Here is a 25,878-nt window from a genome sequence, read left to right as displayed (position 1 = left end):
GGGCCCGGCGAGACATCGTCTCGCCGGGCCCCAGCGGCGTTCGCGCGACCGACGTCAGGAGCGCTTCTGCTTCTTGAGCGCCTTCTCGCTGATCGGCGCGGTGCCGTCGGCACGCTGCTGCGCGTAGTAGGCGCGCGCCTCGTCCTGCCGCTCCGCCTCGATGCCCGACGCGATGACGGCCCGCAGGTGCTCCGGCCCGTAGCCCCACGCGTCCACCAGGTCGACGGCGTGCGGGCGCAGGCGGTCGAGCAGGCGGTCGACGTACGACGTCACCGTGCGCGCACGCTGCACGGACAGGCGCCCGTTGAGCAGGTACCAGGCGAGGTTGCGCTCGATGAGCGTGAGCCCGAAGACGTCGCGCACCCACGTCATGACGCGGCGGGTGCCGGCGTCCTCGACCTGCTCGAGCGCGTCGGTGAACGCCGACCACCGCAGCAGGTCCGCGTGCGCCCGGGCGGCCTCGACGAGCTGCACCTGGTTCTCGTCGAAGATCCGCGCGGCGGTGACCGGGTCGGCCTTCTGCGCGGGACGCAGGGCCATGGCGACGTCCTCGACGATCGTCGCGACGCGGTCGGCCAGCAGCTCGCGCTGGGTCTCGGCGTCGCGCAGGTGTCCGGCGGCACGGCGCGGGTCGCCGACGTCGGCGATCGCCTGGCCGGCCCGGCGCAGGCCGGTGCGGTGCAGGGCGGCGTCCGCGGCCCGGTCGACGACGAACCGGGCGATGCCGGCCGGCGTCGACGTCGCGCCCTTGAGCGCCTTCGCGTAGTCGCCCACGAGGCGCTTCGCCACGAGCTGCAGCAGCACCGTGTTGTCGCCCTCGAACGTGGCGTACACGTCCATGTCGTGGTGCAGGCTCGTGATGCGGTTCTCGGTGATGAAGCCGGCACCGCCGCAGGCGACGCGCGCCTCCTGAAGGGTCTCGAGGACGAACGTCGTCGACGTCGCCTTGAGCGCCGCCGCCATCGTCTCGAGGTCCTCGCGGTGCTCCGGGGTGTCCTTCTCGCCGGAGAACACGTCGTCGAACAGGTCGAGCAGGCGGTCGTGCGCGAAGTGCGTCGCGTACGTCTCCGCGATGCGCGGGAAGAGGCGGCGGCGGTGGGTCGCGTAGTCCAGCAGCACCGTCTCCTCGATCGGCGACGCCGACGTGAACTGCCGGCGCTCGGCGCCGTACTTCACGGCGATGGCCAGGCCGAGCTTGGACGCCGTCGACGCCGCGCCGTCCAGCGACACGCGGCCCTGCACGAGCGAGCCGAGCATCGTGAAGAAGCGCCGCCCGGGGCTGTCGATCGACGACGAGTACGTGCCGTCCGCGGCGACCGCGCCGTAGCGGGCCAGCAGGTCGGAGCGCGGGATGCGCACGTGGTCGAAGGCGAGGCGCCCGTTGTCCACACCGCGCAGACCGCCCTTGAGGCCGTCGTCGTGCCCGCTGATCCCCGGCAGGAACTCCATCGTCTCCGGGTCGCGCACCGGCACGTAGAAGCAGTGCACGCCGTGGTTGACGCCGTTCGTGATCAGCTGCGCGAAGACGGTCGCCGCCGTGGCGTGCACGGCCGCGTTGCCGAGGAACTCCTTCCACGCCGCGCGGAACGGCGTGTGGATCTCGAACTCCTCCGTCTCGGGGTCGTACGTGGCCGTCGTGGCCACCGACGCGACGTCCGAGCCGTGCCCGATCTCCGTCATCGCGAACGCGCCCGGCACGGTCAGGTCCATGGCGCCCGGCAGCAGGCGGTCCTGCTGCTCCGGGGTGCCCAGGTGCAGGATCGCCGAGCCGAACAGGCCCCACTGGACGCCCGCCTTGATCTGCAGCGACGGGTCGGCGACGGCGAGCTCCTCGAAGCCCGCCAGGTTCGCGCCCGGGGAGTCCGCCCCGCCGAGGCGCGTCGGGTAGCCGAGCCACACCTGGTGCTTCGGGTCGGTCGCGAGCAGCTTCATCTGCTCGAGCACGCGCTCGCGGTGCTCCGCCATCGACAGCGACTCGTCCTTCCAGAAGGTCGGGTCGGTCGAGCGGGCACGGGCGTGCCGGCGCCACTCCGGCCACCGGCCGAGCAGCTGCTCGGACAGGCCGGCGACGTCGACGCGCGCGGTCGCCTTGGCTGAGGACGGCGCGGGGGCGGACGCGCCGGCGGTGGCGTGCGTCGTCGCGGGGCGGTCGGACGTCGTGGTCATCGGTTCTCCTGCGGTTGTGCGGGGTCGGAGGTCAGGGAGGTCTGGGGAGGCGTCGGGCCCTCGTGGTGGAGGACGCCGACGGGGCCGGTCCACAGCCAGAGCGTCACCTGCTCGGTGAGCTCTTCCCGGGTGAGGCGTCCGGGGCCCTCGTGGCCCAGCCACCACTCGCCGGCGCCGCGCACGAAGCCGACGGCGCCCGCGGCCCACGCGGCGGCGAGGCCGGGCGCCACCTGGACGGCCCGGGCGAACGGCTCGGCCACCAGCTCGATGACGGAGTCGAGGTATGCGCCGAGCGCCTCGACCTGCCCGGTGCCGGCGGCTCCCGGCGCGGGCTCGTTGCCGCCGATGGCGGTGCGCGTCACGAACCAGTAGACGTTGGGCGAGTGCTCGATCATCTCGAGGTAGACGCGGACCATCGCGCGCAGCGCGGCGTGCGGGGTGGGCGCTGCCTCGGCGGCCTCGCGGAGGGCGTCGTGCATCGTCGCGACGACGTGCGCGGACACGGCGAGGCGCAGTCCTGCCTTGTCGTCGAAGTACCGGTAGACGATCGACTTCGACGTGCCCGCCTCGGACGCGATCTCGTCCATCGAGACCCCGGGCCCGCCGCGGTGCACCGCCTTGCGCGCGGCGTTCACGAGCTGCGCCCGCCGCGCGGCACGATGATCGTCCCAGCGCGTCGAACGACCGTCGAGGGCCGATCGAGAATCCTGGTTCGAGCGGGCGTCGAGCTGCTCTGCGGCCGTCATCGGCCGCACCTTGTGACTCGTCTCACGAGACTGAGAGTATCAGGTACTGTGAGTCCTACCTGACCGACGGAGTGAAGGAACTACCCCTGTGGCTACACGCAAGCCGTCCGGCACCTCCCGGACCACCGCCCGCGCCGCGAGCTCGTCCGCCCCCGCCGGCGTGCGTGACGCCGTGATCGTGGGCGGCAACCGCATCCCGTTCTCCCGGGCCGGCAAGAAGTACGCCGACGCCTCCAACCAGGAGATGTTCACCGCCGCGCTCGAAGGTCTCGTCGCCCGCTACGGCCTCCAGGGCGAGCGCATCGGCGAGGTCGTGGGCGGCGCCGTCCTCAAGCACTCGCGCGACTTCAACCTCGTGCGCGAGTCCGTGCTCGGCTCCTCGCTGTCCCCGCAGACGCCCGCCTTCGACCTGCAGCAGGCGTGCGCCACGGGCCTCGAGGCCGCCATCACGGTGGCGAACAAGATCCGCCTCGGACAGATCGAGTCCGGTATCGCCGGCGGCACCGACACCATCTCCGACGCACCCGTCGCCGTGAGCGAGGGGCTGCGCCGCGCGCTGCTCGACGCCTCGCACGCCAAGACGCTGCAGGCGCGCCTCAAGGCGTTCGCGAAGATCCGCCCGTCCGACCTCAAGCCGCTCACCCCGGCCACGGACGAGCCCCGCACCGGGCTGTCGATGGGCGAGCACCAGGCGATCACCACCGCGCGCTGGGGCATCTCCCGCACCGCGCAGGACGAGGTCGCGCTCGCCAGCCACCAGCACCTCGCCGCCGCCTGGGACGCCGGGTTCTTCGACGACCTCGTCACGCCGTTCCGCGGCCTGACCCGCGACGACAACATGCGCGCCGACACCTCGATGGAGAAGCTCTCCGGTCTCAAGCCGGTCTTCGGGCGCGGCCTCGCGGAGCCCGCCGAGCCCACCATGACGGCCGGCAACTCCACCCCCCTCACGGACGGCGCCTCGACCGTGCTGCTCGCCTCGGCGGACTGGGCCGCGGAGCGCGACCTGCCGGTGCTCGCCCGCCTCGTCGACGCCGAGACCGCCGCCGTCGACTTCGTGCACGGCCACGACGGCCTGCTCATGGCGCCGGTGCACGCGGTGCCCCGCCTGCTCGCCCGCAACGGCCTCACCCTCGGCGACTTCGACTTCTTCGAGATCCACGAGGCGTTCGCGTCGACCGTCCTCACGACGCTCGCCGCCTGGGAGGACGCCGACTACTGCAAGGCGGAGCTCGGCCTCGACGAACCGCTCGGCAGCATCGACCGCGACAAGCTCAACGTGAACGGTTCCTCGCTCGCCGCGGGCCACCCGTTCGCGGCCACCGGCGGGCGCATCCTCGCCACGGCGGCGAAGCTGGTGGCGGCGAAGGCGGCCGAGACCGGCGAGCCCGCCCGTGCCCTGATCTCCATCTGCGCCGCGGGCGGCCTCGGTGCCACCGCCGTCGTCGAGTCCGTCTGAGCGGAGAAGGAACGAGATGACCGACTCCTACACCCGTGCCGTCAACAGCGGCTTCACCAAGACGCTCGCCAAGAAGCTGGGCCTCCCCCGCCCCGCCGTCCTGCGGCGGTTCCGCGCGGGCGACCCGCTGACCGTCGGGCCCGTGCTCGTCGTCTCCGACGCCGCCTCCACCGGCGACGCGGACACCCTCGCCAAGGAGCTGCTGGGCTGGGGCCTCGACGTGCGCCGCCAGCCCACCGACGACGCCCGCTGGGGCGCCGTCCTCCTCGTGCTCACCGAGGCCGCCCGGCCCACCGACGTCTCCGAGGCCGTCCTCGCCGTCGGGTCCGTGCTGCGCCGGCTCGCCGGCAACGGCCGCGTGATCACGGTCTCGCGCGAGGCCGCCGCCGGCGACGCCCCCGCCCTCGCCGCAGCCCGCAACGGCGTGGACGGCTTCCTGCGCTCCCTGGCCAAGGAGCTGCGCGCCGGCGCCACCGGCAACGGCATCGTGCTCACCGACGGCGCCGCCGTCGACGCCGCCTCCACCCTGGCGACGCTGCACTTCTTCCTGTCCGCCCGCTCCGCGTACGTGGACGGGCAGCTGCTGCCGGTCGGGCCGGCGGACGCCGACCTCCCCGCCGACTGGGACCACCCGCTGGCCGGGAAGGTCGCCGTCGTCACCGGCGCGGCCCGCGGCATCGGAGCGGCGATCGCGAGGACGCTGGCCCGCGACGGCGCCACCGTCGTCTGCGTGGACGTCCCCGCCGCCGGCGAGGGCCTGGCCCGCACCGCCAACGCCGTGGGCGGCACGGCGCTGCAGCTCGACGTGACCGCCGAGGACGCGGGCCGCCGCATCCTCGAGCACGCGCGCACCCGCCACGGCGGGCTCGACGTCGTCGTGCACAACGCCGGGATCCTGCGCGACAAGCTGCTGGCCAACATGAAGCCCGCCCAGTGGGACTCGGTCATCGCCGTGAACCTCGAGGCGCAGCTGCGGATCAACGACCAGCTGCTCGGCCTCGACGGGGGCGAGGGCGTCGACGGCCTGCGGATCGTGTCGCTCGCGTCGACGTCCGGCATCGCCGGCAACAAGGGGCAGACCAACTACGGGTTCTCCAAGGCAGGCGTCATCGGGCACACGCGCGCCACCGCCCCGCTCGTCGCCGCGCGCGGCGGCACCGCGAACGCCGTGGCGCCGGGCTTCATCGAGACCGAGATGACGGCGTCGATCCCGTTCGCCACCCGCGAGGTCGCGCGCCGCGTCTCCTCGCTGCAGCAGGGCGGGCAGCCGGTGGACGTCGCCGAGGCGATCGCCTTCCTCTGCTCCCCCGCGGCCGCGGGCGTCAACGGTCAGGTGCTGCGCGTGTGCGGGCAGAACCTGGTGGGGCGGTGACGGCGGCCGCGCCGGCCACCAGCGCCGGCGAGCCGCTGCGCGTCGAGACGCTGCCGACCCTCCCCGGGCTCGGCGGCCTGTACGCGCGCGGCGCCGCCGCGTCCGGACGGATCGCCGCCGGCCGCGCGATGCCGGGGCTGCCCGTCATCGGCCAGGGCCGGACCGGCGAGGGGGACGGCGAGGAGCCGCCCCTCACGCTGCCCGACGTCGCCTACCGCGTCTCCGGGGTGCCGACGGCCGACGTCGCCCACCACCTGCACGACTACCAGCGGCTGCTGCACGAGCCGGTCACCGACGTGCTGCCCGCGGGCTACCTGCACGTGCTCGCGTTCCCGCTGGCGACGGCGGTCATGGTGCGCGGCGACTTCCCGCTGCCGCTGCTCGGCATGGTGCACCTCGCGAACGACGTCGTCGTGCGGGGTCCCGTGGTGCTCGGCGACGTGCTCGAGGTGCGCGCGTGGTCGGAGAACCTGCGCCCGCACAAGCGCGGCGTCCAGGTGGACCTCGTCGCCGAGGTGCGCCGACAGGACGATCCGGCCGGCCCGGCCGTGTGGCGCGGTGTGTCGACGTACCTCGCCAAGGGGTTCCACCTGCCGTGGACCGCGGAGGCGGACGCCTCCGACGCCGCGGCGGCCGAGCCCGAGGACGGCGAGGAGCGCGCGCCGGCCGGCACGTGGACGCCCCCGCTGCCCACCGGCCGCTGGGCGCTCGGTCCGGGCACCGGCCGCGCGTACGGCGCGGTCTCCGGCGACCGGAACCCGATCCACCTGTCGGCCCTGTCCGCCAAGGCGTTCGGGTTCCCCCGCGCCATCGCGCACGGCATGTACACCGCCGCCCGCGCGCTGGCCGACGTCGGGCACGCTCGCGGGGACGCCTACCGGTGGACGGTCGAGTTCGCCTCGCCGGTGCTGCTGCCCGGCACCGTCGACGTGGCCGTGACGCCGGAGCCCGAGGCCCCCGGCTTCGCGTACGTCGGCTGGAACGGCGGCCGCGGCCGCCAGCACTTCCGCGGCACCGTCACCCCGCTCTGACCGGGCTCCGCCCGCCTGCCGAACAGGCAGCCGACACCGTGATCGCACCCGAGATTGCGCGATCACGGTGTCAACTGCCTGTTCGGCGGCGGAGGCGTGCGGCAGGATCGGCGCATGGCGACTCTCGGCTGCATCCTCGCGCCCTACGGCAACCCGCCCTCGCGGTTCGTCCCGTTCGCCCGCACCGCCGAGGCCGCCGGCCTCGACGAGGTGTGGCTGTGGGAGGACTGCTTCCTCGAGTCCGGCCCGAGCGCCGCGGCCGCGATGCTGGCCGCCACGGAGCGGCTGTCCGTGGGGATCGGCGTCATGCCGCTGCCGCTGCGGAACGTGGCCCTCACGGCGATGGAGACCGCGACCATCGACGGGATGTTCCCGGGCCGCTTCGTGCCGGGCGTCGGGCACGGCGTGCAGGACTGGATGGGGCAGGTCGGGGCGCGCGTGGGCTCGCCGCTGACGCTGATGCGCGAGCAGGTCGGCGCCCTGCGGGCCCTGCTCGCCGGCGAGCGCGTCACCACCTCCGGCCGGTACGTCACGCTCGACAACGTCGCCCTCGACTGGCCGCCCACCGTCGCGCCCCTCGTGGTCGCGGCCGCGAAGGGGCCCAGGACGCTGCGCCTGGTGGGCGAGGTCGCCCAGGGCGTCGTCATCGACGGCGACGCCGGCGTCTCCGGGGCCCGCCAGGCGGTCGCGCTGGTGGACGAGGGGCGCGCCGCCGCCGGCCTGCCCCCGGTCGCGGAGTCCGCGCCCGAGGGCGAGCACCCGTTCCGGACGGTCGCCTTCGCGCAGGTGGCCACCGGCGCAGGCGCGGCCGACCGGCTGCGCCGCTCCCTGGCCCGCTGGGACGTCGACGCCGGGTCCGACGACGTCCTCGGAGACCACGCCACCTGGGGCTCCGCCGAGGAGGTCGCCGACGGCCTGCGCCGCTTCGTCGACCTCGGCGTCACGACCGTCGTCGCGCAGCCGACCCTCGACGAGCCCGACCTGGACGGCTTCGCCGCGTTCCTCGGCGAGGAGGTCGCGCCGCTGCTGCGGTAGGCGTCAGCCCGCGGTGCGCGGGATCGTGCGGGTCCAGCGCCGCTCGAAGACCACCTCGTCGCCGTCGCGCGCGACCACCTCGTTCTCGGTGACGAACGCGTGCTCGTCGCAGGTGATCTCCGACCGGGTGACGACGCTCGCGTCCCAGCCGCCCGGCAGGCCCGCCGGCAGCGGGTCGCCGGGGGCGCGCCGCAGCCGCACGGTCCAGTCCGAGCGGGTCCTGGCACTCGTCGCGTCCGGGCCGATCCAGTACCGCTCCAGCGCGTCCTCGGTGAACTCGAGGCCGTCCGGGTAGGTGCGGGTGCCGCCGTAGCGCGGGTCCACCTCGAGCAGCCACGCCCCCTCGGCGACGTCGCGCACCACGCGGCGCTCGGGCCGGGCCTCGTCCGCGTCGCCGAAGACCACCCCCAGCGGCGGCGTCTGCTCCGGCTCCTCGAAGGCCACGGGCGGGTGCGCGGCGGCGCGGTCGTGCACCGGCAGCTCGACGGCGCCGTCGCCCACCGCGACGGCCAGCACCGCGCCGCCCGGCTGCGGCCACACCCACGGCCAGTAGGCGGACGACACCGCGAGCCGCAGCCGGTGCCCCGGCGCCAGCGCGTACCCGGTGCCGGTGAGCTCGAACGACACCTCCTCCGTGGCGCCCGGCGTCCACGACGTCACGCGGTCCCGACCGCGGCGCGCCGACAGGTTGAGCACGCCGCGCGTGACCAGGGTGGACGCACCGTCCGGGCCGACGTCGCACAGCCGCGCCACGACCTGACCCTTCGACCCCGAGCAGGTCAGGCGCAGGCGGACCCGGGCGCGGCCGAGGATCTCCAGCGGCTCGTCGAGGGGCGCGGAGTCGAAGCAGAGGGAGCGGCCGTCCTCCTCGCGCTGGTCCGGGGGCAGGTCGCCGGCGTTGCCGAACGGGAAGAACCGGCCGGCGTCCACCCCCGTGTGCGAGGGCGAGTCCACCAGCCACGACGTCGGCACCGGGTGGCCGCCCGCGAGCGCCTCCACCGTCGGGGCCGTGGTGCGCAGGGCCGCGGCGGGCACGTCGTCGTCCCGTCCGGCGGCGAGCGGCAGCTCGCGCACGGCCACGTGCGGCGACGGCCACGACGGCTCGCCCACCCACCGGCCGGGCAGCTCGTCGTAGACCGTGGCGGGCGGCACCGACTCGCTCACCCAGGCGCGCAGGGGCGGGTCGTCGAGGACGCCCCGGTCGGCGCCCTTGAGCCAGTGGTCCCACCAGCGCAGCGTCTCCTGCAGGAAGCCGATGGCGGGGCCCGGCGGCAGGCCGCGGTCCGGGTACTGGTGCGACCACGGGCCGAGGATGCCGCGCACCGGGGCGCGCAGCGCGCCGTCGTCGCCCGCCGCGGCGAGCCGCAGCACGGTGTCGCGGTACGGGTCGTTCCAGCCGCCGACGGCGAGGACCGCGGCCGAGATCGCGGAGTAGTCCTCGATGACGCTGCCGTGGCGCCAGTAGTCGTCGCGCGTCTGGTGCGCGAGCCACGTGTGCACGAACGGCTCGGTGTGCTCCAGCCGGTCGAGCCACTGCTCGCGCCACCCCTCGCCGACGTACGCCGGGTCCGGCGGCCGGGAGCAGAACGCGAGCATCGTGGCCGCCCAGGCGTGCATGTCGACGGCGAGCACGGAGCCGCCCGTGTAGTGCACGTCGTTGTCGTACCGGTCGTCGGTGGAGCACACGGTGACGATCGCCTTGAGCGGCTCCGGGGCGAGGGCGGCGACCTGCAGCGAGTTGAAGCCGCCCCAGGAGATGCCGAACATCCCGACCGACCCGTCGCACCAGTCCTGCGCGGCCAGCCACTCGACCACGGCCACGCCGTCCGCGAGCTCGGTGGGCGAGTACTCGTCGTCCTGGTGCCCGTCGCTGTTGCCGCTGCCGCGGATGTCGACCCGCACCGACGCGTACCCGTGGCCGGCGTAGTACGGGTGCCGCTGGGCGTCGCGCGGCGCGGTCCAGTCGGACAGCCGGTAGGGCAGGTACTCGAGGATCGCCGGGACCGGCGCCGGGTCGACCGGCCGCCAGACCCGCGCGGCGAGGCGGGTGCCGTCGGCCAGCGGGATCCAGAGGTCCTCGACGCGGGTCTCGTGGGGCAGGTCGGTGACGTATCGCATGGTGCCTCCGGGGAGCGCTCAGTGGACGGGGTGCATGGTGCGCTTCATCCACGGCGACAGGGCGAGGACGACGATCGCGACCACCACCGGCACGGCACCGTTCACGGCGAAGTAGACGCCGTCGGGCACCTCGCCGTAGAACCGGACCGTCTGCGCCTGGATGCCGTTGGCCAGCGCGATCGACAGGAACCACACCGCCATCGACTGGCTGGAGAACGCGGCGGGGGCGAGCTTGGTCGTGGCGGACAGGCCGGTGGTCTGCAGCAGCACGTCGCCGAGGCCCAGCAGCGTCAGGGAGACCAGCAGCCACCAGACGGCGATGCGCCAGTCGCCGGACTGCCCGCTCACCGCCGGCACGAGGACCAGGTAGGACAGGCCGCCGAGGAGGGCCCCGAACGCGACCTTCTTGGACGCGTGCGGCTGCCGCGGCCCCAGCCACGTCCACAGCGCCGCGACGAGCGGCGCGACCAGCACCTCCGCGGCACCGAGGTAGGAGCTGAACCAGGCCGACGGCACGTCCCAGCCGAAGATGGTGCGCTCCACGTGGTCCTCGGCCAGCAGGATGAGCACGGAGTACGCCTGGAACAGCACGAAGTTGAAGGCGACGGACGCGAGCCACAGCACGAGGAACGGCCGCAGCCGCCCCCGCTCGGCGCCGGTGACCCGCGGGCTGCGGAACATCACCGTGAAGTAGACGACGGGAGCGACCATCGCGATCACGGTCAGGGCGTCCACGATGCCGTCGACGTCCAGCCGCCCGAGCAGCGCCAGCACCACCAGCACGACCACGACGAGGGCGCCCGCGCCGACGAGGATCCAGCGCATCCGCCGGGCGGCGTCGGGCGGCAGCGGCGCCTCGGCCCCGCGCCCGTACCCCGGGATGCGACGGCGGCCCGCGACGTACTGGATCAGCCCGGCCGTCATGCCGATCGCGGCGGCCGAGAAGCCCCAGTGCCACCCGATCTCCGCGCCCAGCCAGCCCGTCACCAGCGGGCCGAAGAACGCGCCCACGTTGATGCCCATGTAGTAGAGCGCGAAGCCGGCGTCGCGGCGGTCGTCGTCGGTGGAGTACAGCTTGCCGACCAGCGTCGACACGTTCGGCTTGAGCAGGCCGGTGCCGAGGCTGATGAGGACCAGGCCGGCCCACGTGGACGCCTCGGCGGGGATCGCCATCGTGTAGTGGCCGGCGGCGATGAGGATGCCGCCCCACAGGACGCTCCGGTACGAGCCGAGCACCCGGTCGGCCACCCAGCCGCCGCCCACCGACACGAGGTAGACCATCGTGCCGTAGCCCGCCGCGATCGACGCCGCGTTGCCCGACTCCATGGCCAGGCCGCCGTCGGCCACCGTCGCGGTGAAGTACAGGACGAGGATCGCCTGCATCCCGAGGAACGAGAACCGCTCCCACACCTCGAGGCCGAACAGCGTCGACAGGCCACGGGGGTGGCCGAAGAATCCCCGGTCGTCCCGCTCGTCGGGGCCCGGGGCGGGATCGGCCGTGGCGGCGTCCTCGGTGGTCACCCGTCCAGGCTCCCACCACTGCTCGCCGCCGACCTGTCGAGCACCCGTCCGGTCAGCGCGCCAGGCGCTCCAGGAGGCCGGCGCGGACGGCGGGCCACTCGTCGTCGACGATCGAGAAGTACGCGGTGTCCCCCACCGTGCCGTCGGCGGCGACGCGATGCTTGCGCAGCACGCCCTCCGGCTTCGCCCCGAGCCGCTGGATGGCCGCGCACGACCGGGCGTTGCGGGAGTCGGCGCGCAGCGCGACGCGGCGCAGCCCCCACTCCTCGAACGCGTGCCGCAGCAGCAGGAGCTTGCACGCCGGGTTCGTGGTGCCGCCCCACCAGCCGCGACCGTAGAACGTGGTGCCGATCTCGACGCGGCCCGCGGCCCGGTCGTAGAAGCGGGTGGACCCGCGGACGGTCCCGTCGGCGCCGACGACCGCGAACGCCGTCGTGCCCGGCGTGGTGACGCCCGACACGATCCACGCCTCGAGGTCCGCGACAGTCACGGGGACGGGCGACGTCATGCCGAACCAGAGGTCGGCGTCGACGAGGGGGAACAGCGCCGCGGCGTGCCGCGGCTCGAGGGGTTCGAGGCGCACGCCGTGGCCGGCGAGGACGAGGTCGTGGGTCACGGGACCATCCTCGCCGACGACGGGCGCGGGCCGATGGGTAGCGTGCAGACATGGACGAGCTGCACGAGATGACCGCCACCCGGCTGCGCGACCTGCTGCGCGCGGGAGAGCTCACCCCGACGGAGGTGGCCGACCATTTCCTGGCCCGGATCGAGCGCGCCAACCCGGACCTGGGGGCGTTCGTCACCGTCACGCCGGACGCCGCCCGCGCGCGGGCGGCGGGCCTCGAGCGCGACGGCGCGCACGGCCGCGCCGTCCTGTGGGGGCTGCCGGGCGGGGACAAGGACCTGTGGATGCGCGCCGGCGTGCCCGCCGGGTTCGGCTCCCGCGCGTTCGCGGGCGACGACGCCGTCGTGCCGCCCGTGAGCGACGAGATCGTCGAGGTCCTCGACGCCGCCGGCATGGTCAGCCTCGGCCGCACGACGGCGCCCGAGCTCGGCTTCCCCGCCTACACGGAGCCGCTCGCCGGGCCGGTGGCCCGCAACCCGTGGGACCCCTCCCTCGGGGCGGGCGGGTCGAGCGGCGGCGCCGCGGTGGCCGTCGCGGCGGGCCTGCTGCCGTGCGCGGCCGGGTCGGACGGCGGCGGCTCGGTGCGCATCCCCGCGGCGGCGTGCGGCGTCGTCGGGCTCAAGCCCAGCCGCGGCCTGGTGCCGGCCGGGTCCGGGCAGGAGTCCCTGGGCGGCCTGGTCGTCAACGGCCCCCTCGCCCGCACGACAGAGGACGCCGCGCTGCTGCTCGAGGGCATGCTCACCTGGACTCCCGACGGCCGCGTCGCCCACCCGCTGACGCTGCGGGCGCCGTCCGCCCGCGCCGGCGACTACCTGGCCGCGGCGCGCCGGGGCGAGGTGGCAGGCAGCGGCGGCGAGGACGTGCGCGGGCGGTTCCGCGTCGGCGTCACGACCGACTCGGCGTGGGACGACTTCTACGCCATCACGACGTCCGACGCCGCACGGGCCGCGCTGGACGCGGGCGTCGCCGCGCTCGCCGGGCTCGGGCACGAGATCGAGGGCCTGGCGCTCGAGCCGGACCCGGCGTACGGCCCCGCCTTCCGCACCCTGTGGATGGCGGGCGCCTCGGCCGTGCCCCTCGACGACCCCGAGCGCCTCGACCGGCTCGAGCCGCTCACCCGCTGGCTGATCGGGCGCGGCCGCGAGGTGCCCGCGCGGCAGGTCGCGGAGGCGCTGCGCGCGCTCACCGCCTTCGAGCGCCGCCTCGTGGCGCAGGTGTCGCGGTTCGACGCCGTCGTCACGCCGGCGCTCGCGCTGACGCCGCGGCCCGTCGGCTGGTTCGACGCCGAGGACCCGGAGCGCAACTTCGAGCAGCAGTGCCAGTACACGCCGTGGACGTCGATGCTCAACGTGGCGGGCCTGCCCGCGATCACCGTGCCGACCCGCTGGACCGACGACGGCCTGCCGATGGGCGTGCAGGTGATCGGCCGTCCCGGGGGCGAGCCGACCCTCCTCGCGCTCGCCGCGCAGCTCGAGGACCGGCTGCGCTGGCCGGATCGGCGCCCGCCGGCCTGGTGACAGCCCGGTCCGCGCCCACCCCTTCCCTTCGCGCGCCGTCCGCGCTACGGTACCCCAGAGGGGTATATACCCCTCTGGGGTACACAAGGGAGTGAACGCCATGCCGGAGTCCGAAGCAGCATCGTTCGAGGCAGCACCGCAGGCAGCACGACTCGACACGACCACCGAGGGCGGCGCCCGCGGGACGCCCGCGACCACGCGCTGGTGGGTCAACGCCCTGTGGATCGTCGTGGGGATCGTCTCCGGCCTGGGCATCGTCCTCGGCCTGGGCGCCGAGGGGGAGGCGGCCGGCGGCTCCCCCGCCGAGACCACCACCGCCGCCGTGCCGGCCACCGCCGTCGGCGTCGCCGCGGTCTGCTACCTCGCGGCCGCCGCCACCGGCCGCCGCTGGGTGGGCTGGGCGATGGTCCCGGTGGCCAGCGTCCTGCCGTTCCTCGAGTACGCCGGCGTGCCGCGCTGGGCGTCGTTCGGGGTCGTCGGCCTGGCCTTCCTGGTCTACGGGCTCGCCCGCCGCCGCCCGACCACCCTCGCGCAGGCCGTCGCGATGGCCGCGTACTACGGGGTCGCGATCGCCGCGGTGGCGATGCCGCCGCGCGTCGGGCTCGTCGTCGCGGCCGTGGCCCTCGCCGCGCACGTCGCGTGGGACCTGGTGCACTACCGCCGCGACGTCGTCGTGCACCGCTCCCTCGCCGTGTGGTGCATCGGGCTCGACCTCACCGTCGCCGCGCTCTGCGTGGCGTTCGCGGTCGCCGCCTGACGCCGCGGCCCACGGGCTGAGACGCCCGGGTGCGAGCGTGCGGACGGCCGCCTACGTTCGGTTCCTGAGGTTGTTCGTCCGACGGAAGGAGCCCCGATGGGACTGGGTGACAAGGCCAAGCACCTCGCCGAGGAGGCCGAGGGCAAGGTCAAGGAAGCAGCGGGCAAGCTCACCGACGACGAGAAGAAAGAGGCCGAGGGCAAGGCCCAGCAGGCCAGCGCGAACCTCAAGCAGGCGGGGGACGACGCGAAGGACGCGTTCAAGGGCTGACCGACTGCGGACGACGGGGTGCCACCAGCACGGTGGCACCCCGTCGTCGTTCCCGGGCCCTCGGCGCGCCCCGGACCGTCAGAGGTCGTCGGGCAGGCAGCCGAAGGCCTCGTCCGCGCCGAGCGCGGCGGTGGCGAGCAGCCCCTCGAGGCCGGAGCCGTCGGGCACGGGGCGCGGGTCGTCGACCACGACCCACAGGCCGTCCACCACGTCGTACTGCGCCTGCGGCCCCGCGGTGACGAGCGCGCCGACGGCGGCGACGAGCCGCTCGACCTCCTCGCCCGCGGTCCCCAGGCCCACCGACGCGCGCACGGCGCCGGCGTCGAAGCCGAGCCGCCCGAGCAGCGGGTGCGCGCAGAACCGGCCGTCGCGCACGCCGATGCCGTGCTCGGCCGACAGGTACGCGGCGACAAGGCCCGGGTCGTAGCCGGTGACGGTGAACGTCACGACGCCCACGGGGTCGACGGCGTCGTCCCACACGTGCACGACCTCGACGCGGTCGAGGGCGCCCAGCCCCTCCACGAGCCGGTGGCGCAGGGCGTCCTCGTGCTCGACGGCGGAGCGCGCGTCCAGCGCGGCGAGCTCGTCGCACGCGGCCGCGAGCGCCACCGCGCCGATGACGTTGGGCGAGCCTGCCTCGTGCCGGGCGGGGCCCTCGTGCCAGTCGGTGCTCGTGGTGCGCACGCGGCGCACGGCGCCGCCGCCCGCGAGGTAGGGAGTGCCGGCGTCGAGCCAGTCGCGCCGCCCGACCAGGGCGCCCGCGCCGAACGGGGCGTACGTCTTGTGCCCGGAGAAGGCGACGTAGTCGACGCCGGTGCCCGCGAGGGAGAAGCGGCGGTGCGGCACGAGCTGCGCGCCGTCGAGCACGACCCGCGCGCCCGCGCCGTGGGCCGCGGCGACCACGTCGGCCACCGGCAGCGCCTCGCCCGTCACGTTGGAGGCGCCGGTGAGCGCGAGGAGGGCGTAGGGGCGGCCGGTGGCGACCCCCGCGGCCAGCTCCTCCTCGATCTCCGCCAGCGTGGCCGACACGGACGGCCCGCCGGTCACGACCGTGGCGTCGGTGACGCGCTGCCAGGGCAGCAGGTTGGCGTGGTGCTCGATGTCGAGCACGAGGACGCGACCCGGCTCGCCCGTCACCGGGTCGGCGGGCACGCAGCCCGCGAGCAGGTTGAGCGAGTCGGTGGTGTTGCGGGTGACGATCGTCAGGTCGTCCTCGCGGGCGCCGACGAACGCGCCGATCGTGCGGCGGGCGGTCTCGTAGAGCGCCGTCGAGACCTGCGACAGGTAGCCGGCGCCGCGGTGCACGCTGGCGTACAGCGGCAGGACGCGCGCGACGCGGTCGGCGACGGCCTGCAGCGCGGGGGCCGACGCCGCGACGTCGAGGTTGGCGTACGGCACCCGGCGGCCGTCCACGAGCGGGACGAGCGTGTCCGCGCCGACGACGGGCAGGACGGGCGCGACGTCGTGCACGGGCGGGGCGGTGGGCGCGGCGTCCGGCAGGACGGCGGGCGCGGTGGCGAGAGTGGTCATGCGTGGTCCTCCTCGGTCGTGCCGGGGAGGTGGCTCCCCGCGCTTGCCCGCGCGCCGGACGGCGCGGGGGCCAGGTCGTCACCCGGGGCACCCCGCCGCGAGAGGAGGGTTGCCGGCCAGCGAGCCGGGGCTTCGCGCTGGCACTCATGACCTGCGGACCATCGTGCGGGGGCACCACGACCCCGTCAAGCGGGGCCCCCGGAGTTCTCACGATGCGGTCGCGTGAGAGGCTGACGGCATGCCCAGCCGGACCACCCCGCCCCCAGGCGCGCCCCCGGGGGACCTCGTCGGAGAGGTGGCCCACGCGCTCGACGCCGGCGACGCCCAGGGCGCCCGGCACGCGGCCCGCGCCGCGGCCGGCGACGAGGCGGCCGACGTGCTCGACCTGCTCGCGCACCGCGCCGCCGGCGGCTCCGCGCTCGCCACGGAGCTGCTGGTGGAGCAGCTGGACGAGTCCGGCGTCGTGCAGCGGTTCGTGCGCAGCTCGCTGCTCGACGAGGCGGCCGTCGACGACGTCGGCCAGGACGTCCTCATCTCCGTGGCCACGTCGGTCCGGTCGTTCGCGGGCGGGTCGCGGGTCACGACGTGGGTGCACGGCATCGTCCGCCACCGGGTGGTGGACCACCTGCGCCGGCAGCGGGCCACCACGACGCTGCCCGACGACGACGTCGGCCCGTCCGAGCGGATGAGCTCCCTGCTCGCGACCCGCGCCACGGTGCGCGACGCGCTCGCCGCGCTGCCCGAGCTCTACCGCGAGCCCGTCACGCTGCGGGACATCGAGGGCCTGCCGTACGCCGACGTCGCCGAGCGCCTCGGGCGCAGCGTCGGCACGGTGAAGTCCCAGATCTCCCGGGGCCGCGCCCTCGTGGCGGCGGCGCTCGGGGGCGTGCCCTGATGGCCGGGGCCGGCGCGAACGAGCGGCTCCTCGGCCGGTACCGGGTGGGCGAGGTGATCGGCGCAGGGTCGTTCGCCACCGTGCACCGCGCCGTCGACGAACGGCTCGACGACGTCGTCGTGGTCAAGGTCCTCGCGGAGAACCACAGCCTGAACCCGGAGATCCGCGAGCGGTTCATCGCCGAGGGCCGCGCGCTGCGCCGGGTGGCGAGCCCGCACGTGGTGGCCGTGCACGACATCGGCGAGAGCGACCGCCAGCAGCCGTACCTGGTGCTGGAGCACGCGGACCGCGGCACGCTGGCGCAGCGCGTCGGCGCGCTGCGCGCCGACGGGTGGACCGCGACGCCGGCCGACGTGCTCGCCGTCGCCCGCGGGCTCGCCGCGGCGGTCGAGGCCGTGCACGCCGCGCAGCTCGTGCACCGCGACCTCAGCCCCGGCAACGTGCTGCTGCGCACCAGCCCGGACGGCGCCGGCGACGGCGCCGCCTCGTCCGTCGTGCGGGCCGACGAGCGGCTCGTCGTGGCCGACCTCGGCATGTGCAAGGACCTGGCGCTCAGCTCCGGGCTGACCGTCGCGGGCGGGACGGAGGGCTTCCGGCCACCCGAGCAGGACGGCCCCGGCACCGTCGACACGCGCGCCGACCTGTGGGCGATGTCCGCCCTGGTCACCTGGCTCACCGAGGGCGCCTCGCCGCCCCGCGCCCTCACGACCGCGCTGGGCCGCAGCCTCGCCGGCTCCCCCGCCAGGCGGCACCCCGACGCGGCCGCCTGGCTGGCCGACGTCGAGCGCGCCCTCGACCCGGCGCACGGCACGGGCACGGGCACGCCCGCGGGACGTGGGCGCCGCCGCCCCGCGCGCGCCGTCGTCGCCGCCGTGGCGGGTGCCGCGCTCGGTCTCGGCGCCGGCGTCGGCGGCACGCTCTGGCTGGACGACCACCCGTCGTCGGCCTCGGGCGGGGCCAGCGTGTCGATCTCCGGTCCGGCGACGGCGACGGTCGGGACGCCGGTGACGCTCACGGCGGACGTCGCCGGCGCCGCGCACTGGGTCTGGACGCTCCCCAACGGCGCCTACGCGACGGACGAGGAGACCGTGGAGCTCACCGCCAACCGGGCCGGCTCCGCGGAGGTCGTGCTGGACGCCCGCGCCCCCGACGGGACGCCGATCACCGCCGTCCACCGCCTCGAGGTCGCCGCCGGGTCGTGACCCTCCGGGGCCCCGACGGCGAGGCCGGCAGGAACCGATCCGGGTCCGCGTGCAACCTTTCGTCCGTCGCCTCCGACTCACGGGTGTCAGCAGCGATCCCGCTGACCCCATCGACAGGAGACACCATGCGACACCTTCCCCGCCGACTCACGCCGATCGCCCTCGCCGGCCTGCTCGCCCTGGGTGCCTGCGCGGCCCCGGGCCCGGACGCCGGGTTCGACGACGCGGGGGCCCCGGCAACGGGCGCGCAGGCGCAGGTCAGGACGGGTTCGAAGGCCGAGCCGAAGGCGTCGGCGAAGGCGTCGGCGAAGGCGTCGGCGAAGGCGTCGGCGAAGGCGTCGGCGAAGGCGTCGGCGAAGGCGTCGGCGAAGGCGTCGGTGAAGGCGTCGGCGAAGGACGCGTCGGCGTACACGGTGCGCTACTCCGACGGCTACAAGACCGTCATCACCCTCGACCGCACGCAGGTGGAGAAGCTCACCGGCACCGACCTCGCCGCGGGCGTCGCCGGCGCGGAGCGTGCGCTCGCCGAGCGCGACACCTGGTCGGGCGCCGACACGAAGGAGCACGCCGGCGTCGTCGTCGACGCCGCCGACCGCGAGTCCGACCGCATCGACCGCGTCCTCGGCACGATGGCCGACGGCCGCGACGTCGAGCTGCGGCTGTACGTCGCGCACCACCAGCACGCCCACGTCGCGCACTTCGGCGAGGACGACGACTGAGCGGCTCCCGCCCCGCGCACGCCGCGGCATGTATCCGGCCCGGCGGCCGGCACTCCCTGACAGGCACGTCCCGAACGACCTCACCGACAGGACAGATCATGCGAATCTCCCCCCTGCGACTGGCCCCCCTGGCCGTCGTGAGCCTGCTCGCCCTCGCCGCCTGCTCCCCGGGCGACGCCGCCGGGTTCGACGACGCCGGCGCCACCGCCCAGGTCACGGACGGCGCGACGACGTCGCCCGCCGCGGACGGGGAGGACGACGCGGACCCGGCCTCGAACGACTCGACCACGGGATCGGGCGAGGGATCGGGCGAGGGATCGGGCGGGGGCTCGGGCCGACCCGGCGTCGACTTCCCCGACCCCGACGACGTGATCGCGGACGCCACCTTCACCGTCCCGGGGACCGAGGACAAGAAGGTCCGCATCGGCGTCGAGTCCGTCGTGGTCTCCGGGCGCACGACGGAGCTGCGGCTCGTCATGACCCCCGAGTTCGACGACGGCGGCCAGCCCGCGTCGTTCTACGACGCCACCGGGGAGGCCCCCGCCCTCACCCTCATCGACCGCGAGAACCTCAAGGAGTACAGCGTGCTCGAGGCCGACGGGGGCGGCCGGTGGTACCGGTCCGACCCCGTCTTCACGACGGCTCTGCCCGGCCAGTCCGTCGGCTACCAGGCGTTCTTCGCGGCGCCCGAGGACGACATCACCGCCGTCGACGTCAAGCTCGCCGACTCGATGCCGGTGTTCGAGGACGTCCCGCTGACCTTCGAGGACTGAGCCGATGCGACCCCACCTGCCCACCCGACACCCCTGGCGCGCGCTCGCCGCGGCCGCAGCCGTCCTGACGGGCCTGGGCGCCGCCGCACCGGCCGCCGTCGCCGCCGACGACGACCCGGCGGGCGGCTACGCCTGGCCCGCCATCGGCGCGCTCGACCTCGGCGACCCGTCGCAGGAGAACATGGTCCGGTCGGTCACCGAGTACGTGACCGAGGGCTCCGTCCTCTCCGTCGACGACACGACGACGGACGGCGCCGAGACCGTCGTGACGCTGTCGTCGGACATCCTGTTCGACCCCAGCGAGTCCGCGCTGTCGAAGGCGGCGAGGGCCAAGGTCGCGGACCTCGTCCAGGACGTGCCCGAGGGCGCCACCGTCTCGGTCGACGGCCACACCGACTCCGTCGACTCCGACGCGTTCAACCAGAAGCTGTCGGAGCGGCGGGCGAAGGCCGTGGCCGGCGCGGTCAAGGCCGCGCGCGGCGACCTGAGGCTCGAGGTCCACGGGTACGGCGAGTCCCGGCTCGAGGCCTCCGAGACCGGCGACGCCCAGGCCGTGGCCGACGCCCGCGCGCAGAACCGGCGCGTCGAGCTCCGCTACGGCGGCTGACGACCGCGGCCCGTCGGCCGCACCCCCCGGGAGGGCGGGCACCCCGTGCGGGCGCCCGCCCTCCGGCGCACGGCCGTTCGCTTCGCGAGACGCATGACCACCACGCGGACGGCTGTCGTACGATCGCCACGACCATCCCGAGCGGCCGAGTGACGTGGCACGTCGACGCCGCAGCAACCCGCGGGCCGGTCGTCGTCCTCGTGGCGGCGGACGGTCCGGACGAGGGTGCTACCGCCACGACCGATGGGAGGAACGCGATGACGCCCCAGATCGACCCCCGCCCCGCCGACGGCTACGCCGGCGACCTCACACCGCAGCAGGCGTGGGACCTGCTCGCCACCGACCCCGCCGCCGTCCTCGTCGACGTGCGCACCGAGGGCGAGTGGCGCGCGATCGGCGTGCCCGACACGTCCGCCGCGGGCAAGCGCCCCGTCTTCGTCGAGTGGGTCCAGGCGGGCGGGCGCCCCAACGCCGGCTTCCTCGCCGACCTGGCCGGCGCCGGCGTGACCGCCGACGCCCCGGTCGTCTTCCTGTGCCGCTCCGGCCAGCGCTCGATCGGCGCCGCACGCCTCGCGACGTCCGCCGGGCTCGGGCCGGCGTACAACATCCTCGAGGGCTTCGAGGGCGGGCCCGGCTTCGACGGCGTCCGCGACCGCGAGGGCTGGAAGGTGCGCGGGCTGCCCTGGGGCACCTACGCCGACGACACCGACGACGCGGCGGAGGCCCGCGCGTGAGCGCCGGGAACCGGGACATCCCCACCGGCCCGGCAGCCGACGACGTCGTCCACGGCGGCTCGGGCCGCGGGCCCCTGCCCGCCACCGCCCGCCCGGCGACGCTCGCCGTCCGCGGGGGCCACCGGCGCTCGGAGTACCAGGAGACGTCCGAGGCGCTGTTCCTCACGCAGGGCTACACCTACGACACGGCGGCCGACGCCGAGGCGTCGTTCCACGGCGACCTGTCGCGGTTCGTGTACTCCCGGTACGGCAACCCGACCGTGCACACGTTCGAGGAGCGGCTGCGGCTGCTCGAGGGCGCGGAGGCCTGCTACGCGACGGCGTCCGGCATGTCGGCGGTCTTCACGACGCTCGCCGCGCTCGTCTCCAGCGGTTCCCGCATCGTCTCGGCGCGGGCGCTGTTCGGCTCCACGAACGTCATCTACGAGGAGATCCTCGCCAAGTGGGGCGTGCGGGTCGACTACGTGGACGGCCACGTGCTGTCGCAGTGGGAGGAGGCGCTGGCGACCCCCGCCGACGTCGTCTTCTTCGAGTCCCCGTCCAACCCGATGCAGGACCTGGTGGACGTGCGGCGCGTGGCCGAGCTGGCGCACGCCGCCGGCGCGCAGGTGGTGGTGGACAACGTGTTCGCCACCCCGGTCCTGCAGCAGCCGCTGACGCTCGGCGCCGACATCGTCGTCTACTCCGCCACCAAGCACATCGACGGCCAGGGCCGGGTGCTGGGCGGCGCCATCCTGGGCCCGAAGGAGTTCCTCGAGGGCCCCGTCCAGACGTTCATCCGCAACACCGGGCCGTCGCTCAGCCCCTTCAACGCCTGGGTGCTCGCCAAGGGCCTCGAGACGCTCGACCTGCGCGTCCGCGCGCAGAACGCCGCCGCGCTCCAGATCGCGACCGCGCTGGAGGGCCTCGACGCGATCGCCGCCGTGCGCTACCCGTACCTGCCGTCGCACCCGCAGCACGAGCTGGCGCTGTCGCAGCAGTCCGGCGGCGGCACCGTCGTGACGTTCGACCTCGCGGTGCCCGAGGGCACCGACCCCGAGGCCGCGAAGAAGCGCACGTTCGCCTTTCTCGACGCGCTGCAGATCGTCGACATCTCGAACAACCTCGGCGACGCGAAGTCGATCGTCACCCACCCCGCCACGACGACGCACCGCAAGCTCGGCCCCGAGGGCCGCGCCAAGGTCGGCATCGCCGAGACGACGGTGCGGCTGTCGATCGGGCTGGAGGACCCGCGGGACATCCTCGAGGACGTCGAGCAGGCGCTGCGCGCCTGACGTCGCCCTGTCGGAGGCGCCTGCCAGGATCGGGCCCTGCCCCGCGGACGACCTGGAGGACCCATGGGCTCGATGCACGACTTCGACTTCCTCGTCGGCTCGTGGCGGGTGCGCCATCGCCGTCGCGGGGACGCCCTGAACCCGGCGGGCCCCTCGGACACCTGGACCGAGTTCGAGACCGAGGCCACGGTCGGCCACATCCTCGACGGTCTCGGGAACGCCGACGACACGACGGGCACCCTTCCGGACGGGACGCGGTTCAGCGGGCACAGCCTGCGCCTCTACGACCCGTCGCGGGACCTGTGGCGGATCTGGTGGGCGTCGACCGGCAACCCGGGCGAGCTGGACCCGCCGGTCGAGGGGCGGTTCACGGACGGCACGGGCACCTTCGTCGGCCCGTTCGAGCACGACGGCCGGACGCTGCTCGCGCGCTTCCACTGGCTCGACACGGCCTCCGAGCACCCCCGGTGGGAGCAGGACTTCTCGTTCGACGGCGGCGACAGCTGGGCGCCCGTCAACTGGGTCATGACGCACACGCGGCTGCGCTGAGCCTGGCCGCCCGCGGAATTCGCTGGCCGGCCGCACGGGCGGTGCCTACCGTCGGACCGTGCCCGACGCGATCTTCGACGACCCCACGCTGGCCCGGCTGTACGACCCGCTCGACCCGGACCGCAGCGACCTCGACGCGTACCTGGCCCTCGCCCGCGAGCTGGGCGCGCGCCGGGTGCTCGACGTCGGCTGCGGCACCGGCACGTTCGGGGTCCTGCTCGCGGCGGAGGGGGTCGACGTCGTGGGCGTGGACCCGGCGCGCGCGTCGCTGGACGTCGCGCGGGGCAAGCCCGGCGCCGACCGCGTGCGCTGGCTGCACGGCGACGCCACCACCCTGCCGCCGCTGGAGGTGGACCTCGCCACCATGACGGCGAACGTGGCGCAGGTGTTCGTCACCGACGACGACTGGGCCGCGACCCTGCGGGGCGTCCGCGCCGCGCTGGCGCCGGGCGGGCGCCTGGTCTTCGAGACCCGCGACCCGGCCCGGCGGTACTGGGAGCGCTGGACGCGCGAGCACACGCACGCCCGCACCGACGTGCCCGGGTTCGGCGTCGTCGAGAGCTGGACCGACCTCCTCGAGGTGTCCCTGCCGCTCGTGACCTTCCGCGGCACGTTCGTGCTGCCCGACGGCCGCGTGCTGCACTCCGACTCCACGCTGCGCTTCCGGGGGCACGACGAGCTCACGGCGTCTCTGGACGACGGAGGCTTCGTCGTCGAGCAGGTCCGCGACGCCCCCGACCGGCCCGGCCTGGAGTGGGTGTTCGTCGCGCGAGCGGTCGAGCGCGGCTGACGGCTCTCAGCGCGCCGTGCGGACGACCATCTTCCCGGTGTTGGCGCCGCGCATCATGTCGACGAACGCCTGCGGGGCGTTCTCGATGCCGTCGACGACGGTCTCGTCGTAGGCGATCTTGCCGTCCGCGAACCAGCCGGTCATGAGCTCGCCGAACGCGGGCGCGTGGTCCAGGTAGCCCGCGAGCGTGAAGCCCTTGAGCATGAGCCCGCGGGTGATGAGGTTCGCCATGTTGTCCGGACCGGGCATCCGGTCGGTGGTGTTGTAGCCGGCGATGGCGCCGCACAGCGCCACGCGGCCGCCGTCGTTCATCACGTCGAGGGCCGCGGTGAGGTGGTCGCCGCCGACGTTGTCGAAGAAGACGTCGACACCGTCGGGCACGAGGCCGGGGAGCTGCTCCCGCACGGGAGCGTCCTTGTAGTTCAGTGCCGCGTCGTAGCCGTACTTCGACGTGAGCAGCTCGACCTTCTCGGGCGACCCGGCCGAGCCGACGACCCGGCCCGCGCCCAGCAGCCGCGCGATCTGGCCCGCGGCGGTGCCGACGGCGCCCGCGGCGCCCGAGACGAAGACGGTGTCGCCCGGCTTCATGCCCGCGATCGCGGTGAGCCCGACGTACCCGGTGAGGCCCGTCATGCCGAGGATGCCCAGGTGCAGCGACAGGGGCACGCCCGGCAGCTCCGGCACGACGCGGAAGCCGCGCGCGTCCTCCTGGACGACGTCGCGCCAGCCGTGCTGGTGCAGCACCACCGCGCCGACCGGGACGTCGTCCGACGCGGACCCGACGACGCGGCCGATCGCGCCGCCCGTCATGGTCTCCCCGAGCGCGAACGGCGGGGTGTAGCTCTTCACGTCGTTCATGCGCCCGCGCATGTACGGGTCGACGGAGACGAACTCGTTGGCCACGCGGACCTGGCCGGGCTCCAGGTCGCCGTACGTGACCTGGACGGTGCGGAAGTCGTCCGGCGTGGGCCACCCGGTGGGGCGGGCGGCGAGCTGGACCTGGGTGGAGACGATCGAGGACATGCGGGGTGGAGCCTTCTTCCGGTGCGGGTGGTGACGGGCGGCGCGCCGGTCAGAGCGCGAGGCCGACGACGAGGACGACGACGGCGAGCAGCGGCACGGTGCCCTGCTTGACGGCCGCGCCGCGCTTGCCGGGCGAGGACAGGAACAGGACGAGGGCCGCGGCGAGCATGCTCCCCGTGCCGGCGAGGACGAGGGCCGCGCCGGCCCCCGTGGTCCCGGCGGCGACGAGCACGATGCCGATCGCGGTCACGACGGCGAGGAACAGGTTGTAGAAGCCCTGGTTGAACGCCAGCTCCCGGGTCGCGACGGCCTCCTGCTCGGTGGTGCCGAAGGTGGCCCGCGCCCGGGGCGTGGTCCACGCGAGCGACTCGAGCCAGAAGATGTAGACGTGGAGCGCGGCGGCGACTCCCGCCAGGACCAGTCCCGTGGCGACCATCGGTTGCTCCCTGCATGCCTGCCGGCGCCTCGGCGCCCGGTCGTTTATGGAACGTACGGTTCACAACATAGAGTTGGACCGACCGTTCCACAAACCGGGAGGCACGATGGGCAGGGCGCAAGGGTTCGAGACCGGGCACGTGGTCCGCGCCGCCCGCGAGGTCTTCTGGCGCGAGGGCTACGCGGAGGCGTCCGTCCCCGCCCTCGAGCGGGCCACCGGCCTGAACCGGTCGAGCATCTACCACGCCTTCGGCTCCAAGCGCGGGCTCTTCGACGCCGCCGTGCAGAGCTACCTCGACGAGATCGTGCGGCCCCGCCTCGGCCCGCTCGTCGCCGACGACGTGGCCCCGGGGGCGCTCGTCACCTACCTCACGGGCCTGCGCGCGGCGCTCGCCCGCGCCGACGAGGTCCAGGGCACCTCGGGCTGCCTGCTCGTCAACACGTCGAGCTCGCCGATCGCCCGCGACGACGCCGTCCGCCAGACCGTCGCCGACTACCGCGCCGAGCTGCACGACGCCCTCGCCCGCGGGGTCGCGGCCGCCCTCCCCGACGCCTCGGCGAGCGAGGCCGGGCGGCTGGCCGACGTGTGCACGGCCCTCGTGATCAGCGCGTTCACCCTCGTGCGGGTCGACCCGCCCAGCGCCCTGCACTGCCTGGACACCGCCGTCGCGCTGCTCGAGGACGCGCGCCGCTGACCCGTGGCATGCTCGTGCCGCGGCGGACGCGCTCG

Annotated in this window: 25 protein-coding genes and 1 riboswitch; of the genes, 17 read left to right on the top strand and 8 right to left on the bottom strand. The window is 75.1% G+C overall.

All coding sequences use genetic code 11. The features are described 5' to 3' along the window. Positions 1-54: 54 nt before the first annotated feature. Both ACFU5J_RS04370 and ACFU5J_RS04365 read right to left on the bottom strand, forming a co-directional pair. Entirely contained in the window at positions 55-2,166 is a 2,112-nt protein-coding gene (locus ACFU5J_RS04370; protein ID WP_430574162.1) for an acyl-CoA dehydrogenase, read from the bottom strand. Next, complete coding sequence (locus ACFU5J_RS04365) at positions 2,163-2,912, bottom strand: TetR/AcrR family transcriptional regulator (protein WP_430577953.1); 750 nt, start codon at positions 2,910-2,912, stop codon at positions 2,163-2,165. The genes ACFU5J_RS04370 and ACFU5J_RS04365 overlap by 4 nt, the downstream gene beginning before the upstream one ends. Before the next feature lie 88 nt (positions 2,913-3,000). Between ACFU5J_RS04365 and ACFU5J_RS04360 the strand changes: the two genes are divergently transcribed. The 4 genes from ACFU5J_RS04360 (at position 3,001) to ACFU5J_RS04345 (ending at position 7,809) form a co-directional block, all read left to right on the top strand. Further along, positions 3,001-4,371, top strand: coding sequence for an acetyl-CoA C-acetyltransferase (locus ACFU5J_RS04360; RefSeq protein WP_430577952.1), 1,371 nt, complete (start codon positions 3,001-3,003; stop codon positions 4,369-4,371). Between the two features lie 16 nt (positions 4,372-4,387). Continuing rightward, complete coding sequence (locus tag ACFU5J_RS04355; RefSeq protein WP_430574159.1) at positions 4,388-5,743, top strand: 3-oxoacyl-ACP reductase; 1,356 nt, start codon at positions 4,388-4,390, stop codon at positions 5,741-5,743. Next, complete coding sequence (locus tag ACFU5J_RS04350; protein ID WP_430577951.1) at positions 5,740-6,774, top strand: MaoC family dehydratase; 1,035 nt, start codon at positions 5,740-5,742, stop codon at positions 6,772-6,774. The genes ACFU5J_RS04355 and ACFU5J_RS04350 overlap by 4 nt, the downstream gene beginning before the upstream one ends. Positions 6,775-6,888: 114 nt before the next feature. Beyond that, positions 6,889-7,809: an LLM class flavin-dependent oxidoreductase gene (locus ACFU5J_RS04345; RefSeq protein ID WP_430577950.1), complete on the top strand. Its 921-nt coding sequence runs from the start codon at positions 6,889-6,891 to the stop codon at positions 7,807-7,809. 3 nt (positions 7,810-7,812) lie between these two features. On the opposite strand, the gene ACFU5J_RS04340 is transcribed toward ACFU5J_RS04345, so the two are convergent. Genes ACFU5J_RS04340 through ACFU5J_RS04330 form a run of 3 tightly spaced genes read right to left on the bottom strand, consistent with a single transcriptional unit; the run spans position 7,813 to position 12,064 of the window. Then, on the bottom strand, positions 7,813-9,927 hold the full coding sequence (locus ACFU5J_RS04340; RefSeq protein WP_430577949.1) for a CocE/NonD family hydrolase: 2,115 nt from the start codon (positions 9,925-9,927) through the stop codon (positions 7,813-7,815). Positions 9,928-9,945: 18 nt separating this feature from the next. Next, entirely contained in the window at positions 9,946-11,448 is a 1,503-nt protein-coding gene (locus ACFU5J_RS04335; RefSeq protein WP_430577948.1) for a peptide MFS transporter, read from the bottom strand. Between the two features lie 52 nt (positions 11,449-11,500). Continuing rightward, complete coding sequence (locus ACFU5J_RS04330) at positions 11,501-12,064, bottom strand: GNAT family N-acetyltransferase (protein ID WP_430577947.1); 564 nt, start codon at positions 12,062-12,064, stop codon at positions 11,501-11,503. 50 nt (positions 12,065-12,114) lie between these two features. Here ACFU5J_RS04330 and ACFU5J_RS04325 point away from each other — a divergent pair, with 50 nt between their 5' ends. The 3 genes from ACFU5J_RS04325 to ACFU5J_RS04315 all read left to right on the top strand — a co-directional run bounded on the left by ACFU5J_RS04325 (position 12,115) and on the right by ACFU5J_RS04315 (position 14,617). Beyond that, positions 12,115-13,590 (top strand): amidase, encoded by a 1,476-nt coding sequence (locus ACFU5J_RS04325; RefSeq protein ID WP_430577946.1) that lies wholly within the window; start codon positions 12,115-12,117, stop codon positions 13,588-13,590. A gap of 100 nt (positions 13,591-13,690) precedes the next feature. Then, positions 13,691-14,347, top strand: a complete 657-nt coding sequence (locus ACFU5J_RS04320; RefSeq protein WP_430577945.1) for a hypothetical protein — start codon at positions 13,691-13,693, stop codon at positions 14,345-14,347. Positions 14,348-14,443: 96 nt separating this feature from the next. After that, positions 14,444-14,617, top strand: coding sequence for a CsbD family protein (locus tag ACFU5J_RS04315; protein WP_380327194.1), 174 nt, complete (start codon positions 14,444-14,446; stop codon positions 14,615-14,617). A 78-nt stretch (positions 14,618-14,695) separates the two neighbouring features. Here the strand turns inward: ACFU5J_RS04315 and ACFU5J_RS04310 are convergent, their stop codons facing one another. Next, complete coding sequence (locus ACFU5J_RS04310; RefSeq protein ID WP_430574151.1) at positions 14,696-16,147, bottom strand: aminotransferase class V-fold PLP-dependent enzyme; 1,452 nt, start codon at positions 16,145-16,147, stop codon at positions 14,696-14,698. 34 nt (positions 16,148-16,181) lie between these two features. Further along, positions 16,182-16,299: riboswitch (SAM riboswitch) on the bottom strand. Positions 16,300-16,385: 86 nt separating this feature from the next. Between ACFU5J_RS04310 and ACFU5J_RS04305 the strand changes: the two genes are divergently transcribed. From ACFU5J_RS04305 to ACFU5J_RS04265, 9 genes are all read left to right on the top strand, one after another. Continuing rightward, complete coding sequence (locus ACFU5J_RS04305; protein WP_430574150.1) at positions 16,386-17,042, top strand: RNA polymerase sigma factor; 657 nt, start codon at positions 16,386-16,388, stop codon at positions 17,040-17,042. After that, positions 17,042-18,244: a protein kinase gene (locus tag ACFU5J_RS04300; RefSeq protein ID WP_430577944.1), complete on the top strand. Its 1,203-nt coding sequence runs from the start codon at positions 17,042-17,044 to the stop codon at positions 18,242-18,244. Before ACFU5J_RS04305 ends, ACFU5J_RS04300 begins: the two co-directional genes overlap by 1 nt. A 125-nt stretch (positions 18,245-18,369) precedes the next feature. Further along, positions 18,370-18,963 (top strand): hypothetical protein, encoded by a 594-nt coding sequence (locus ACFU5J_RS04295; RefSeq protein ID WP_430577943.1) that lies wholly within the window; start codon positions 18,370-18,372, stop codon positions 18,961-18,963. Positions 18,964-19,061: 98 nt separating this feature from the next. Further along, the gene (locus tag ACFU5J_RS04290; protein WP_430577942.1) at positions 19,062-19,736 is read left to right on the top strand and encodes a hypothetical protein; all 675 of its coding nucleotides are present in this window, start codon (positions 19,062-19,064) and stop codon (positions 19,734-19,736) included. Between the two features lie 4 nt (positions 19,737-19,740). Next, positions 19,741-20,343 (top strand): OmpA family protein, encoded by a 603-nt coding sequence (locus tag ACFU5J_RS04285; protein ID WP_430577941.1) that lies wholly within the window; start codon positions 19,741-19,743, stop codon positions 20,341-20,343. Positions 20,344-20,600: 257 nt separating this feature from the next. After that, positions 20,601-21,077: a rhodanese-like domain-containing protein gene (locus ACFU5J_RS04280; RefSeq protein WP_430574145.1), complete on the top strand. Its 477-nt coding sequence runs from the start codon at positions 20,601-20,603 to the stop codon at positions 21,075-21,077. 74 nt (positions 21,078-21,151) lie between these two features. Then, a complete protein-coding gene (locus ACFU5J_RS04275) occupies positions 21,152-22,351 on the top strand; it encodes an O-succinylhomoserine sulfhydrylase (RefSeq protein ID WP_430578026.1) in 1,200 nt (399 codons plus the stop codon). 63 nt (positions 22,352-22,414) lie between these two features. Next, entirely contained in the window at positions 22,415-22,900 is a 486-nt protein-coding gene (locus ACFU5J_RS04270) for a hypothetical protein (RefSeq protein ID WP_430577940.1), read from the top strand. A gap of 58 nt (positions 22,901-22,958) precedes the next feature. Further along, positions 22,959-23,690, top strand: coding sequence for a class I SAM-dependent DNA methyltransferase (locus tag ACFU5J_RS04265; RefSeq protein WP_430577939.1), 732 nt, complete (start codon positions 22,959-22,961; stop codon positions 23,688-23,690). A gap of 6 nt (positions 23,691-23,696) precedes the next feature. On the opposite strand, the gene ACFU5J_RS04260 is transcribed toward ACFU5J_RS04265, so the two are convergent. Further along, entirely contained in the window at positions 23,697-24,713 is a 1,017-nt protein-coding gene (locus tag ACFU5J_RS04260; protein WP_430577938.1) for an NADP-dependent oxidoreductase, read from the bottom strand. Between the two features lie 49 nt (positions 24,714-24,762). Next, positions 24,763-25,149: a DUF1304 domain-containing protein gene (locus ACFU5J_RS04255; protein ID WP_430577937.1), complete on the bottom strand. Its 387-nt coding sequence runs from the start codon at positions 25,147-25,149 to the stop codon at positions 24,763-24,765. 106 nt (positions 25,150-25,255) lie between these two features. Here ACFU5J_RS04255 and ACFU5J_RS04250 point away from each other — a divergent pair, with 106 nt between their 5' ends. After that, positions 25,256-25,843: a TetR/AcrR family transcriptional regulator gene (locus tag ACFU5J_RS04250; protein ID WP_430574140.1), complete on the top strand. Its 588-nt coding sequence runs from the start codon at positions 25,256-25,258 to the stop codon at positions 25,841-25,843. The last annotated feature ends 35 nt before the right edge of the window (positions 25,844-25,878 follow it).

The sequence above is a fragment of the Isoptericola sp. NPDC057559 genome, from assembly GCF_042801555.1.
Classification (GTDB): Bacteria; Actinomycetota; Actinomycetes; order Actinomycetales; family Cellulomonadaceae; genus Isoptericola.
This window is presented reverse-complemented; position numbering and strand designations above follow the sequence as displayed.